Annotated in this window: 15 protein-coding genes and 1 riboswitch; of the genes, 1 reads left to right on the forward strand and 14 read right to left on the reverse strand. The window is 28.9% G+C overall.

The features are described 5' to 3' along the window. Positions 1–15 precede the first annotated feature (15 nt). From trxB to IC758_RS12955, 3 genes are all read right to left on the reverse strand, one after another. Positions 16–963 carry a thioredoxin-disulfide reductase gene (gene trxB, locus IC758_RS12945; RefSeq protein WP_227432680.1) on the reverse strand — a complete coding sequence of 316 codons (948 nt, stop codon included), beginning with the start codon at positions 961–963 and terminating at the stop codon, positions 16–18. 97 nt (positions 964–1,060) lie between these two features. Continuing rightward, positions 1,061–1,432, reverse strand: coding sequence for a GrdX family protein (locus IC758_RS12950; protein ID WP_227432679.1), 372 nt, complete (start codon positions 1,430–1,432; stop codon positions 1,061–1,063). Positions 1,433–1,535: 103 nt separating this feature from the next. Then, positions 1,536–1,646, reverse strand: a riboswitch (glycine riboswitch). A 319-nt stretch (positions 1,647–1,965) separates the two neighbouring features. Then, positions 1,966–3,660, reverse strand: coding sequence for a M3 family oligoendopeptidase (locus tag IC758_RS12955; RefSeq protein ID WP_227432678.1), 1,695 nt, complete (start codon positions 3,658–3,660; stop codon positions 1,966–1,968). 506 nt (positions 3,661–4,166) lie between these two features. On the opposite strand from IC758_RS12955, the gene yidA reads away from it, so the two are divergent. Beyond that, positions 4,167–4,988: a sugar-phosphatase gene (gene yidA, locus IC758_RS12960; protein ID WP_227432677.1), complete on the forward strand. Its 822-nt coding sequence runs from the start codon at positions 4,167–4,169 to the stop codon at positions 4,986–4,988. A 127-nt stretch (positions 4,989–5,115) separates the two neighbouring features. Here yidA and saoL read toward each other — a convergent pair whose 3' ends face one another. From saoL to IC758_RS13025, 11 genes are all read right to left on the reverse strand, one after another. Then, complete coding sequence (gene saoL / locus IC758_RS12970) at positions 5,116–5,757, reverse strand: MerB-like organometallic lyase SaoL (protein WP_255606497.1); 642 nt, start codon at positions 5,755–5,757, stop codon at positions 5,116–5,118. 12 nt (positions 5,758–5,769) lie between these two features. After that, positions 5,770–6,522: an ABC transporter ATP-binding protein SaoA gene (saoA, locus tag IC758_RS12975; RefSeq protein WP_227482806.1), complete on the reverse strand. Its 753-nt coding sequence runs from the start codon at positions 6,520–6,522 to the stop codon at positions 5,770–5,772. Continuing rightward, positions 6,522–7,328: an ABC transporter permease subunit SaoP gene (gene saoP, locus IC758_RS12980; protein WP_255606496.1), complete on the reverse strand. Its 807-nt coding sequence runs from the start codon at positions 7,326–7,328 to the stop codon at positions 6,522–6,524. Before saoP ends, saoA begins: the two co-directional genes overlap by 1 nt. Continuing rightward, positions 7,289–8,086 (reverse strand): ABC transporter substrate-binding (seleno)protein SaoB, encoded by a 798-nt coding sequence (gene saoB, locus IC758_RS12985; protein WP_255612854.1) that lies wholly within the window; start codon positions 8,084–8,086, stop codon positions 7,289–7,291. Before saoB ends, saoP begins: the two co-directional genes overlap by 40 nt. Before the next feature lie 4 nt (positions 8,087–8,090). Next, positions 8,091–9,179 carry an ABC transporter substrate-binding subunit SaoX gene (gene saoX, locus IC758_RS12995; RefSeq protein WP_227860513.1) on the reverse strand — a complete coding sequence of 363 codons (1,089 nt, stop codon included), beginning with the start codon at positions 9,177–9,179 and terminating at the stop codon, positions 8,091–8,093. Between the two features lie 35 nt (positions 9,180–9,214). Further along, the gene (gene saoC / locus IC758_RS13000) at positions 9,215–9,673 is read right to left on the reverse strand and encodes a Cys-Cys-COOH (seleno)protein SaoC (protein ID WP_227860514.1); all 459 of its coding nucleotides are present in this window, start codon (positions 9,671–9,673) and stop codon (positions 9,215–9,217) included. Continuing rightward, on the reverse strand, positions 9,666–10,751 hold the full coding sequence (saoE, locus tag IC758_RS13005) for an efflux transporter SaoE (protein ID WP_227482810.1): 1,086 nt from the start codon (positions 10,749–10,751) through the stop codon (positions 9,666–9,668). The genes saoC and saoE overlap by 8 nt, the downstream gene beginning before the upstream one ends. 26 nt (positions 10,752–10,777) lie before the next feature. Then, positions 10,778–11,035 carry a thioredoxin-like (seleno)protein SaoT gene (saoT, locus tag IC758_RS13010; protein ID WP_255613171.1) on the reverse strand — a complete coding sequence of 86 codons (258 nt, stop codon included), beginning with the start codon at positions 11,033–11,035 and terminating at the stop codon, positions 10,778–10,780. A gap of 87 nt (positions 11,036–11,122) precedes the next feature. Beyond that, a complete protein-coding gene (saoD, locus tag IC758_RS13015; protein WP_227830721.1) occupies positions 11,123–11,455 on the reverse strand; it encodes a DsrE-related protein SaoD in 333 nt (110 codons plus the stop codon). Positions 11,456–11,761: 306 nt separating this feature from the next. Next, the gene (nadC, locus tag IC758_RS13020) at positions 11,762–12,598 is read right to left on the reverse strand and encodes a carboxylating nicotinate-nucleotide diphosphorylase (RefSeq protein WP_227432665.1); all 837 of its coding nucleotides are present in this window, start codon (positions 12,596–12,598) and stop codon (positions 11,762–11,764) included. Then, a complete protein-coding gene (locus tag IC758_RS13025; protein WP_227482814.1) occupies positions 12,579–13,880 on the reverse strand; it encodes an L-aspartate oxidase in 1,302 nt (433 codons plus the stop codon). Before IC758_RS13025 ends, nadC begins: the two co-directional genes overlap by 20 nt. Between the last annotated feature and the right edge of the window lie 2 nt (positions 13,881–13,882).

Raw genomic sequence — 13,882 nt, forward strand, 5'->3', positions numbered from 1 at the left:
TTACTTTATAACTTTTTAGTTTTCAAACTTTTCATCAATATATTTTTCAGCTACTATAGATGCAATTGCTCCATCGTTAGTTGCAGTTACAACCTGTCTTAGAGTCTTAGATCTGCAATCACCTGCTGCAAATACACCTGGTATATTAGTTCTCATGTCTTCATCAGTTATTATGTAACCTTTTTCATCCATATCAACTTTGCCTTTGAATAAATCAGTTTGAGCATCTAATCCAACGAAAACAAATACTCCCATTGTTCCATCCTCTTCATCTGCAAAGTATTCATGAGTTTCTCCAGTAACTTTATTTTTAAATACAACTGATTCTAATATTCCATCACCTTTTATTTCTTCTATTACTGTATCTAGTAAAAACTCTATCTTTGGATTAGCCTTTGCTTTTTCTTCAACACTTTTAGCGCATCTAAATCCTTGTCTTCTATGTACAATTGTTACTTTTCTAGCAAACTTAGTTAAATACATTGCTTCCTCTAATGCACTGTCTCCTCCACCTACAACAAAGACTTCAAAGTCTTCAAAGAAATCTGCATCACAAGTTGCACAATATGAAACCCCTTTACCAGTAAGTTCTTTTTCTCCTGGGCAACCAATTTTTCTTGGTGTTGCTCCTGTTCCTATTATTACTGCTTTTGCTCTATATTCTGCCTTTTGTCCTTTTAAAACTTTTATATCTCCATCTAGTTCAGTATCTACAATGTTGTCTCTTAACATTTCTGCTCCGAACTCTTTACATTGCTCAACCATTCTAGCTATTAGACTTGGTCCTGTTGCATTTGGAACTGACCCTGGATAATTTGCAATTTCATGTGTTATTACAATTTGCCCACCAGTCTTATCTTTTTCTAGGATTAGAGTTTTCAACTTTGCTCTTGCTCCATAAAGACCTGCTGCAAGCCCTGCTGGTCCTGAACCAATTATTACTAAGTCATACACATTTTCCATTTTGACTTATCCTCCCCAATTAAATTTCTTAATTTTTATTTAATATTAAATCAGATTTAATATTTATGCTATTTTAATAACTTTTTAACAAATTCATTTATTCATACTGCATTCTTTGTATTGTATTATAAAATATGTCATAATCGATTACTCTAAAGTCATCTTGAACGCTTTCTGTCCATGCTGGAGTCTTTTTATTATTCTGAAATTTACTTGCAGTTATGATTGCTTCTTCAATTAAGGTTAAAGAGTTTATATCCAAACGATTTCCTTGTTTTAGTATAACTGTTCTATAAGGTGTCTCATTTGGTTTTACACTCCCATATAGTGGATGAGATAAAAGTTCATATCCTTCATGTATCAAATCTCTACTTGTTTCTAAGATTCCAATATAAGTTGTATCTTTAAATAAAACTTCTCTGTCTTGAACTTCTTCTTTTACTTTTGGATTATTTGTGATTATTATCATTTTTTTACTCTCTTTCAAATTTTTATTTATTGCTCGATAAATAAAAAACAGGAAAAACAAATCTCCCAATTTGTCTTCCCTGTTAAAATCATTTTCAGAGACCCGTCCAAGTACAGTCATCTTTACCTGAGAATTTCATTTAATCTTCTGGGTATGTAAGATTAAATTTGTCCCTTCGGTCGCTTTTTATAAAGCAGTCTCCCATACTCTTCCCCCGGATTATTATATTTTCAGAAAATTGAAAAGTTAGCAATTTATCTTTTTATTTTTATAAATAGCTTTTTTCTATCTCTGTTGACTTAAGTATATAAACATTCTATAAAATTTGCAATAGTTTTTTTATATGTATTTTGTATACATTTTTACTTTTTTTTCCAAATGTTGATATTACATATTTCCTGTATTTTCTTTTTTTTTTAAGTACAAATCTTTTTTGGTTTATTATTTCATATTGATTAAAAACATAATCATTTTTGTAAGAAAGATATATGTTTTTAATTCTTAAGCTGGGAAAACAAATTTCTCATAATTTTTTACAAATTGATGTCATTTATTTCATCAAACCATGATTTCACATCACCTATAACAGATTTTATACAATCATTGTCAAATGGAGAATATAGATTTCCTATACTTACAATATCTAAAAATGACTTTGTTCCACCTACTTTACAGATGTTTATATAGTCATTCCATCCAGAGTCTTTGTCTTTAATCATTTTTTTCCAAAATTGTAATGCACAAATTTGAGCTAATGCATAATCTATATAGTAAAAAGGATTTTTAAATATGTGACCTTGTTTAAACCACCAGCAACCTCGTTCTAAAAAAGAATTATCATCATACTTTCTATGTGGTAAGTATTTTTTCTCTAAAAACCTCCATATTTCTTTTCTTTTTGATTTGTCAATATTAGGATTTTTATAAATATAATGCTGAAATTCATCAACAACTACTCCATAAGGTATAAATTTAATTGCAGATGATAAATGAGTAAACTTGTATTTATCTGTGTCTTCCTTAAAAAATAACTCCATCCATGGCCATGTTATAAATTCCATACTCATTGAATGAATTTCGCAACTATCCAGTGTAGGAAAATTAATCTCTGGCATTTCAATCCATCTGGACATATACAATTGAAATGCATGACCTGCCTCATGTGTCAATACATCTATATCATCAGATGTTTGATTAAAGTTAGAAAAAATAAATGGCGCCTTGTAGTCTGGTATATAAGTACAGTACCCGCCAGCCCCTTTTCCTTTCTTTGTTTCTAAATCCATAAGTTCGTTTTCTAACATAAAATTAAAAAATTCACCAGTTTCTTTAGATAATTCAGCATACATTCTTTTTCCATTTTCAATTATGTATTCTGAATTGCCCTTTAACGTTGGATTTCCTGTTAAAAATTCTAAGCCTTCATCTATGTAACTCAAAGATTCTAGACCGGTTCTCTTAGCTTGCTTTTCATAAAGTTCATCAGCCAGTGGTACAATATATTTTAATACTTGTTTTCTAAAATTTTCAATCCTATCTTCTCTGTAATTACTTCTCATCATTCTAATATATCCAAGCTCTACAAAGTTTTTAAAACCTAGTTTTTTTGCTATTTTATCTCTCAGTTTAACTAATTTATCAAATATATCATCAAATTTAGGTTCATTTTCTTCAAAGAAATTATAATATGCCTTATTCGCTAATTCCCTTGTTTTTCTAGACTTAGAACACATAAACATTCCCATTCCAGATAAGTTTCTCTCTTCTCCTTCAAACATTATCTGTGCAGATGCTAAAAGTTTAGTATACTCTGAACACAATTTATTTTCTTCTTGTAATTCCTTTATTATCTCTTTAGAAAAACTTTTTAAAGAATAATCCACTATTGTAAAAAATTGTTCTCCAAATTCTTTTTTTAAATTAGATTTAAATTTAGAATTTACTATAACATTATAAAAATATGAATTTAATTCTTCATATAAAGGCATGTATTCGTCCCAATATTTTTTTTCCTCTTGATAGAGTTTATTAAGAGTATTTATACTGTATCTTATAGATGCTATGTTTGACAACGTTTCTATTTTATTTCTCAAAAAATTAATTTTATGTATATTTTCTTGTTGTTCATCATAACAACAAGAATTATCTATTTCCTCTACACACTTTAAAAACTCTTTTTTTATACTATCATAATTTGGTCTTTCATACTTAAACTCTGAAAACTTCATTTAAAACTCTCCTTTATAAATTTGTTCTTTATTTATAAATATAGTTTTATATGCATTACATGCTATTATTTACATGTATTACATACTACTATGACTTTATAAATTATTATTTTGAGTAATATTTACATTATAATCATGTTGAATAATAACATATGATTATTGTAATTACAATATTTTATAGAATAAAACTAATTACTATACAAACTTTAATAAAGCTTTCATATAAAACTATTAACCTTTATAGTATAAGCTTATCTCTACATCAAAATGCAAACGATGCCATTTTTTATAGTTAACTTTTATACACTCATAAAAGATACAATTTTACATAAGTATGTTATATAAGTAATAATTTTATCAAAAAATTAATACTATTAAACTTTCTAAATTGCTTATCTCTTGGTATAATAATATACACATTAAATTTTCTACTGAAATTTTGTTCAACACTAGTTGTGTCAACGTTTTCATTAGGAAATTGAGGATATAAATTACTGGAGGTTGATATGTACAAATTAATCGCACTAGATATTGATGGAACAATATTAAATACAAAAAGAAAAGTTACTCCTGAAGTATTTGAATCTATTCAAGAAGCAAAGAAAGCTGGAGCTAAAGTAGTTATAACAACAGGTAGACCCCTTCCTGGTGTCAAAGGACTTTTAAATCAATTAAATCTAACAGATGAAGGTGATTATGTTATATGCTTCAATGGAGCTATGATTCAAGAGGTTAAAAGTGAAAAAATAATACATAATGTAGAGATGACTTTAGACGACTTTGATTTTATATACAACAATGTTTGCAAAAAATATAATACCAAAATACACATAAATACCATGACAAATTTAGTTACTCCAAACGAAATTCCTGGTAAGTACACACTTCATGAAGCTAAATTGAATGATATAGAAGTTAAATATATACATAAAGATAAAATTGATAAATCTATTAAAATCTGTAAGGTTATGATAGTTGATGAACCAGAAAGATTAGAAGAAATTATAAAACAACTTCCTAAGAATTTATTCAATAGATATACTATAGTAAGGTCTGCTCCCTTTTATTTAGAATTTTTAGGTAAAACTACTAATAAGGGTACTGCACTTCAAACATTATGTAATAATCTAAATATACCTATAGAAAATGCTATTGCTGTTGGTGATGAAGAAAATGACCAACATATGATAAAATATGCAGGGCTTGGTGTGGCTATGGGAAATGCACGTAGTAGCATAAAAGAAATTGCTGATTATGTTACTGATACCAACAATGAAAATGGAGTTGCAAAGGTTATAAACAAATATATACTTAATAAAGCTATCTAAATATCTATAAAAACTAAAAATATCCCTTTAGATTTAAATCCATCTCATATATATGTTAAATACTAATAGTGTATATTGTATGGATATTTTGTCTAAAGGATATTTTTAGTTTTTGATAGGTACATTCCTATACTAATACTTTTTGTTCAAGTTTAAATATTTTATACGATTCTACTATTGCTTCATTAATGTCCAAGCAATATATATCTTCATCATCTGATAATCCAGCTTCTTTTGTCCATGCATCAAAATCATTCTTCGTCCAGAAGAAATTCATTACATTTCAGCAACTTGCTGCCCAATTTGAATGCTTATCAAGGTTTATATGAAGCACTCTTAAATCTGGATTGTTTACATATTCAATTTTTTCATCTTTTATAAATATTTCTATTTCTTTACCTGTGGCACTACAAATAGAATTTATTCTTACATCTTGATTAAATGTGCAAGAAGTTCCTATTGCATCTATAGCACACATTGCACTGAAGCTTCTATTATCACTTAATGTAACTTTATGATTAGTAGGTAATGCTGATACTGGATATATAAAATTTATGCTATCTCCATCAACAACCATTATATTTTTATCAATAAAATGGTTCAGTGTAGTTTCTAGATATTCTTTTTCTAAGCTTAAATTTATACTTATATGTTCAATTACTTCTTTAAGTGTAACACTAGAACAATTATCTATTATCATATCCATAATAGATATTCTTATCTTTCGTTGTGTGTCATTTAAACTATTGTATTTTTCTATTTGACTCATTTCTACTCCTCTTTAAACATCATAACATTTTGACAAAATGTCAGTTAATTTATTCTTATATTCTTCATATTCTTGGCTCCCTCTAGCCCTAGGTCTTGGAATGTCTATATTTATATCGTCAAGAATTCTTCCCTTATCCCTTGACATTACTATAACTCTATCACTCATATATACAGCTTCATCAACATCATGAGTTACCATTAATGCAGTTATTTTCTTTTTTGTCCATATTCTTTCAAGTTCTTCTTGTAAGTTTTGTCTCATTTGAAAATCAACTGCTCCTAGTGGTTCATCCATTAATAATACTTCAGGATTACATGCTAAAGCTCTTATCATAGCAACTCTTTGTTTCATTCCTCCAGACAATTGATGAGGAAACAGATTTTCTTTCCCTTTTAAATCAGACATAACCAAAAGCTCTTCCAACATTTCTTCTCTCTTTTCTTTCGGTATTTTCTGCTGTTTCATAGGAAATAAAACATTGCCCCTTATAGTCTTCCAAGGAAATAGAGCGTAGTTTTGAAATATGAAAGCTCTATCTATACCTGGTTTTTTAACTATTTTATCATTTATAAAGACATCTCCACTTTCTGCCTTTTGAAATCCACCTATTATAGTAAGTAAAGTTGTTTTTCCACATCCTGAGGGTCCTAAAAGACAAACAAATTGACCATTTTCTATATCTATACTTATATCTTCCAAAACCTTTGTATGTATTTTGCTATTTACAAATGTTTTATTTATATCTCTCACACTTAATTTCATTAATCTGCAAACCTCCATCTACAAAGGATTTTATTTATAAATTTTAGTACTCTATCTATTATAAATCCTATTAAAGCTGCAAATATCATAAGCCCAATTAATACATCTGTATGCATCAATGTCTGAGCTTGTACCATGGAGTAACCGAGACCGGCACTCGTAGCTATGAACTCGGCTCAGATAACAGACATCCATCCTGTACTTATGGCAATTCTTGAACCAGTCAATATATCTGGAAGAGATGCTGGTACTATTACATTTGCAAATATTACAATTGGCGATGCCCCCATACTTCTAGCTGCATTATAATAATCCTTTGATATTGCTCTTACACCTTGAATAGTATTTAAAATTATAGGAAAAACTCCTGAAAAAGCTATTAAAAATATTGTTGGACCATCCCCTATACCAAACCATACTATTGTAAGAGGAACCCACGCCATTATAGGAACTTGTCTTACAGAATCTACTACTGGAGATAAAAGCTTTTCAAAAGTCTTAGAAAATCCCATAATAAATCCTATTGGAAGTCCAAACAATAATGCATACATAAATCCTTTAAGCACTCTTTGCAATGTTATAAACAGATTAGTCACTGTCTCTACATCTGTCACACAGTAAAAGAAACCTTTTATTACATCTACTGGCATTGGGAGTAATAAAGAACTCCCTATATCTTTTGCTGCAAAATGCCAGACTAAAAATATACTAACTAAAAGTATTATTTTATATAAAATGTCCATACTACTTTTAGATTTTTTCTTAGCTATTGTATCTCCTCTATCTTTAGAAATTTTAATTTCCAACTTCTTATTTCCTCCATATCTATATTTCTTATATTCTTATACTCTTTTAATGCTTTTTTAAATATAGTTTCTTTCCTTAAATTATCAACACTTTTATTGTATAGTTTTATAAAATCACTATACGACTTGCTTTTCTCAAACTCCTTATTCACAACTAATACATAGGTATCATAGTCACCTAATTTAGCTGTAGATTTTTTTTCGCCTTCTAATCCAATTGCTTTTATACAGTCTATTACAACACCATCTACTAAATTACTTTCTAGCCCATATGCTAGTGCTGTCCCTAATAATGGAGAAACTTTTATATTTTCATAGTATTTTTTTACTAATTCAGATTGATAATTTCTATTTTGAATTATTCCTATTTTTTGAGGATTGTTCTTCTTTAATAAAAATATATCTGAATTTTGAACTACTGTACCAACAATTTCAAACTCACTAGTTGCATTTATATACTGTTTTGCTGCATCTTTACATATGATTGCTATATCTATTTCCTCTGAACTCAGAGCCCATTGCATTGTACTTGCTCAGCAATCATTAATTGTAAAAGTCTCCATTACATCACTTACTTTTATGCTTTCAAAGTAATCTTTGTTTATCATATAATTTATTACAAAACCAGAGGTATCATCAGATACCCCTATTCTTAATTTTCCTTTTATTTCTTCTTTATCTTCAAAATTAAAAAATATTATAAATATACTTCCTAAAATAATGACAAAAAGTATTATTATATTTTTTATTCTCTCCATTTATTTATAATACCTTTGCTTTCCAATCTTCATAACTCATACCTTCTGGAAATTTGGGATTAACTTTTTCTTTTATAAACTTATCAAAGTCGTCTGCCCCACAAGAATCTAATAAGCTTGTATCAATTGTATCTTCATACTTAGGTATCTCATCTAATGCCTTTAAATCTTTATACATTTGTAAATTGTTTTTGTATTCTTCTCCTGTAACTTTCCAAGTAAGCGTTCTACCTTCTCCAACTGTCTTTTTATAAATAGTTCTAAGTGCAACTTCTTCTTCTACATTATAATATTTTGCAAATATTTTAGCTGCTTCTGCTGGATTTGTATATATATATTCTATTGCTTTAGTATGAGCTAAAACCAATTTTTTTGCTAAGTCTGGGTGCTCTTTTATAAAGTTTTTATTTAATGAGAATGAACAACAGTTATATTCTTTATTATTAGCTTTTTCTTTATATTGAGTTGATGCTATTATTTTTCCTACTCCATCATTTTCAGCTACAGAACCCCAAGGGTCACAAGATGTAAATGCTTGTATCTTTCCAGTTTTAAGAGCTAAATATTTATCTTTATCTGAATCCATATTTACAACTTCATATTTTGATGGGTCAGTTGGTAAACCTGTTTCTGGACCATAATCACTTATCCATAAGAAATCACTCATATCTGTTGCAATTTTTTTGCCCACTAAATCCTTAGGTTCTTTTATATCATTTGAAACTATTAAATATTCAGACCCACCAGTGTGATTATTTGCTGCTATTGTTATTGGTGAACCTTTAGGTATAGCTCCTACTAGACCCTTTGTTCCTATATAACCAGCATCCATCTTACCTGCTGCCATGGCTTCAGGAACTTTACCATTCCCAACAGTTTTTACATTAAGACCTAAATCTTTATATATTCCTGCTGCTTCTGCTACTGGTCCAGCTGTCATATGGTCACAATTATAATACCCTACTGTTATCGCATAATCATCTTTTCCAGATTTTTCATCCTCTTCCTTTGGTTTACTGCTACATCCAGTTAATATAAATGCCCCCACTGCACTAACTAAGATTAATGCTTGAATCTTTTTAGATACTTTCATTTCAATTTCCCCTCTTTTATGTATTATTTTTATTTTTAGCAACACTTGTCCATATCTTCTCCAAATAAATCGACAAGTTTTTTACCCTCTACTCTATAAATAGCGTATCCTACATTGCCATTTTTAGAACCTGACACTATTACTTCTATTGGTAGCTTCTCATCAATATTTTTAAAAGTTATAGTTTGATTCTCTATAGGTGCTGGTATTGGTTTTGTTATATAATGGCTCTCCTCATCAGAAACTACCACTGCCATTTCATTTGAATTATTACCTTTTTTATATATAACTACTAAATCTTTTTTTCCATCATTATTTAAGTCTTCTTCAGCACAGGTTATTATATCTTCCTTATGATTTTTCTTGAAATATGTTAATGTTTCTTGATTTACATTTGGAATAGAGTCATTTTGTTTAAGGTTATCATCTACTACCCTTGATAAGACTATTAATGCAATTACTACACATGATATTATAACTACCTTTTTAAGCATGATTTCCTATGACCTCTTTCATCTTTGGTATTACTGCTTTAAGTGCAAATAAAATAATCAAAATAGTGCATATATATTCAAAACTATCTGGTATATTTAACATTAGTTTATTTGCTAATTGTATTGAAGAATTTGTTGTCTCTAAATTCACAGTATTGTTGTTTGCCAAAAGTAAATTGGTTATATAACCTATTATTATTGAACAGAGTGTTAGTGTAACTGAGTATATAACAACTGTTCTTTTTCCAATAAGTTTACACATACTTATAAGTTCTGGTAAGTTTGTCGCTGCACCAGCTATCAAAAATGTTATCGCTATCCCAGGAGATGCTCCACTTGCAACAAGGGCTGCTATAAATGGAATATGTCCTACAGCACATACATACATAACACATGCAAGTATTGATATACTTCCAAGAGATAGTAAACCTGGATTTCCTAAGTATTTTTGAATTATACTATTTGGAAAAATTGTTGTTATAAATCCCGCAAAAAGCATTCCCATTATTACATATTTACTAATAGTAAGTGCTAACTCTCCAAAGGACCATTTAAGCCCATCAACCATATTTTCTATAAAGCTTCTCTTTTCTTCTTCTAATTCTATAGCTTCTTCATCTGAGTCATTTTGCAAAAATAATTCTTCTTTTCCAAAGGTATTCCCCAAAACTCCTACTAAAAATGGTACTAAAAATCCAGATATAAGATAAATGATTGTAATTTTAGGTCCCAAAAGACCTAAACAAAGAACTACAGCTATTGGATTTATTATTGGAGTTGATGTCATAAAGGCAAGTACTGGCCCTAAGTATGCTCCGGAATAGTACATACTTATGCCCAATGGTATTACGCCACAACTACAAATTGGTAAAAACATTCCTGAAATAGTGCTTTTAATCAGAGAAGAAAACTTCTTATTTCCAAGTTGCTTTTGAAACCTTTTTGGTGTTAAAACATTGTGAAGAACTCCTGCCAATATAAAACTTATCATAAGCCATCCTGATGCTCCATTTAGTGTAACTATAGAAGCTACCACAGTGTTTTTCACTCCACTTAAAACAATTTCTAATATATTCATTTTTACTGCTCCTAATTTTTAAACTTTTAACTATTATTTATAGCTTCTACTATTGCCTTTTCAATGTTATCTTTGTTTAATCTATCGTACTTCTTTTTTTGGTTTATTATTAAGGTTCCTTTTGTTATGATTCCATACTTCTTGACATATGAGAAATCTTTACCTGCTTGGTAAAGTTTTACTTCTAACTTGTCAGTATACTTCTCAGAAATTTTTTTTATAAACACTCCATGCTCATCACAAGATGGTCAAGTATTTATGAATTCAACTAAAATTTTAGACATTTGTTCATCCCCTACTCTAAACAATTTATCTTTTACTTAAAATAATCCACAGAAAAATTTTTTCTATGGATTGTATTCCGCAAGATTTTATAATGTTATAACTTGGTCTACACCTGCACCACCTAAACAAGCATATAAATTTGGGAAACATCCAATTGTAGCTCCATCGACCAAATTATCCTCTATCCCTCTTTCTATAGCACACTGGTCACAAGCCATTATTATCATATCTGTCTTTTCATGTAATTTACTTAATCTTTCTCCCACTGGGTTACCTTTAGACAAAAATAAGGTATTATCCATAAAGAAAAACATACCTAGGACATCTACTCCATGAGTTCCTTGTTCTAATTGTGGTATTATCATTTTGTCTAGAATTTTATGTGCGTTAGTACTACTAAAAATATAAGCTACTTTCATTTTTATTCCCCCTATACTTTTTTATCTAAATTTTATACAAAATTTTACATATGTAATTATATTATAAGTTTATTCGTATTTATCTGTAAAATAGATAATAACAATATTATCCAATAGAAATATAGTGTTTTTCTATATTTATTTAATTATTTTTTGATTATTTCATCATTTTGGTTAACTTTAATAAATAAAAAATAGATTACTTAAATTTATCTAGCTTATTTAAGTAATCTATTTTAATTATTTATCACATTATTAAATTAAATCTATTCAATACTTTTTTATTAAATTTATTTTAGTCCTGTCTTATATATTTCTTAAGTTTTTCATACTTATATCAAGTGCTTTCACTGAGTGTGTAAGCGCTCCCACAGAGACAACATCAACACCAATTTTTCCTATAGATTCTATTGTATCTAAATTTACATTTCCAGAAAACTCTACAACTGCTCTCCCATTTATCATTTCTATAGCCTTTTTTGCTGTCTCCAAATTCATATTATCTAACATTATTATATCTGCTTTAGCTTCTATAGCTTCTTTTACCATTTCTAGAGTTTCCACTTCTACCTCTATTTTTCTGACAAAAGATGTGTTTTTTCTAGCTAATTCAACTGCGTTTTTGACGCCACCTGCAGCTCCAATATGATTATCTTTAAGTAATATTCCATCAGATAAATTAAATCTATGATTGCATCCTCCACCTACTTTTACAGAATATTTGTCTAAAATTCTAAGATTAGGTATTGTTTTTCTACTATCCAATAGTTTAGTATTTGTACCTTCAAGTTTTTCCACATACATACTTGTAGCAGTAGCTATTCCGCTCATTCTTTGTAAATAATTTAACGCTACACGTTCTCCCACAAGTAAGTTTCTAGTATTTCCAGTTAATACAGCTATCTTTTCTGCATTATTTACCCTATCGCCATCATTTTTATATAACTCTACCTCTACATCTCCAAGTATTTCAAAAACCCTTTTAAACACACCTAAACCCGCTATTATACCATCTTGTTTACAAATTAAATCTACAGTAGACTTCGAATTTTCATCTACAATAGAATTAGTTGTTATATCCTCACTTGGAACATCTTCTATTAAAGCATCTTGTATCATTTTATCAATAATCAAATAATTCATCGCCAAAATCCTCACTTGTTCTTTCTATTTCTTTTATAACTAATATTTTATTCTCTTCCTTTATTTTTTCTACATCCACCTCTATATTTGGTACTTCTATAAACTTCACTTCTATACTACCTATAACTGAGTTTATATTTTTAGCTGCTCTTTTTGAAAATACAAGACCTTCAAGTAGTGAATTACTTGCTAGTCGATTAGCTCCATGAACACCTGTACAACTAATTTCACCCACTGCATATAGGTTCTCCATAGATGTTTTTGAATCTAAATCAACATGTATCCCTCCCATAAAATAATGTTGTGCAGGAGATACTTTTATATATTCTTTGGTTATATCTGTTCCTCTATTTAAACATTCATTGTATATAAAAGAAAATCTATTGATTAAATATTCACTATCTAAGTGTGTTGCATCTAAATATACATAAGGCAAATCATCTTTTTCCATTTGTTCAAAAATAGCTTTTGAAACTACATCTCTTGGAAGAAGTTCATCTACAAATCTTTTTTTGTTTTTGTTTAAAAGTTTAGCCCCTTCTCCTCTCAAAGATTCAGATATAAGCATCCTTCTACCTTCACTATTTTCTTCATAGAAAGCTGTTGGGTGTATTTGAATATATTCTAAATTTTCTATTTTAATATTATTTCTTAATGCTATAGCAATTCCATCTCCTGTAAGGTGTCTTTGATTCGTAGAATTTTTAAAAAGTCCACCAATTCCACCTGTAGCTAAAACTACTACCTTTGAAAAGATATGAATTTCTTTTTGAGACTTAAAAATTCTAGCTCCTATACACTTATTACCATCTTTTAATATATCTAAAAGATAAGCATCTTCTATAAGAGTTATATTTTCCCTAGTTTTAGCTTCTTTTAATAGAGTCTTAAAAACAACTTCTCCTGTATTATCTTTGCTATGAACTATTCTATTTACGCTATGAGCTCCCTCTCTTGTATAGTCTATCTCTCCATTTTCTTTGTCTAAAGGCATACCATAGTCTACTATTTGACCTACATTTTCTATAGATTCATCTGCAAGAACTTTGACTGCTTCAACCCTATTTTTATACTGACCAGCCTTCATTGTATCTTCTACAAAAGATTCTATATCATCAATATTTCTAGCAGTTGAAATTCCTCCTTGTGCAAGATATGTATTGTTGTTTTCAATTGTAGATTTTGATACTACTAACACATTTAAATTTTTATCCAAATTTAATGCACAATATAGTCCCGAAACACCACTTCCAATTATTAAAACATCCTGTTCTAAATTCATAA

This window comes from Clostridioides sp. ES-W-0016-02, from assembly GCF_020641035.1.
In the GTDB taxonomy this organism is placed as follows: domain Bacteria; phylum Bacillota; class Clostridia; order Peptostreptococcales; family Peptostreptococcaceae; genus Clostridioides.

What these genes read in the sequence shown, in the direction of transcription:
- saoC (WP_227860514.1), bottom strand. Translation starts at nt 9,673, where the DNA reads ATGCTTAAAAAGGTAGTTATAATATCATGTGTAGTAATTGCATTAATA.
- IC758_RS12955 (WP_227432678.1), bottom strand. Translation starts at nt 3,660, where the DNA reads ATGAAGTTTTCAGAGTTTAAGTATGAAAGACCAAATTATGATAGTATA.
- saoD (WP_227830721.1), bottom strand. Translation starts at nt 11,455, where the DNA reads ATGAAAGTAGCTTATATTTTTAGTAGTACTAACGCACATAAAATTCTA.
- saoE (WP_227482810.1), bottom strand. Translation starts at nt 10,751, where the DNA reads ATGAATATATTAGAAATTGTTTTAAGTGGAGTGAAAAACACTGTGGTA.
- trxB (WP_227432680.1), bottom strand. Translation starts at nt 963, where the DNA reads ATGGAAAATGTGTATGACTTAGTAATAATTGGTTCAGGACCAGCAGGG.
- yidA (WP_227432677.1), top strand. Translation starts at nt 4,167, where the DNA reads ATGTACAAATTAATCGCACTAGATATTGATGGAACAATATTAAATACA.
- saoA (WP_227482806.1), bottom strand. Translation starts at nt 6,522, where the DNA reads ATGAAATTAAGTGTGAGAGATATAAATAAAACATTTGTAAATAGCAAA.
- saoX (WP_227860513.1), bottom strand. Translation starts at nt 9,179, where the DNA reads ATGAAAGTATCTAAAAAGATTCAAGCATTAATCTTAGTTAGTGCAGTG.
- IC758_RS12950 (WP_227432679.1), bottom strand. Translation starts at nt 1,432, where the DNA reads ATGATAATAATCACAAATAATCCAAAAGTAAAAGAAGAAGTTCAAGAC.
- nadC (WP_227432665.1), bottom strand. Translation starts at nt 12,598, where the DNA reads ATGAATTATTTGATTATTGATAAAATGATACAAGATGCTTTAATAGAA.
- IC758_RS13025 (WP_227482814.1), bottom strand. Translation starts at nt 13,880, where the DNA reads ATGAATTTAGAACAGGATGTTTTAATAATTGGAAGTGGTGTTTCGGGA.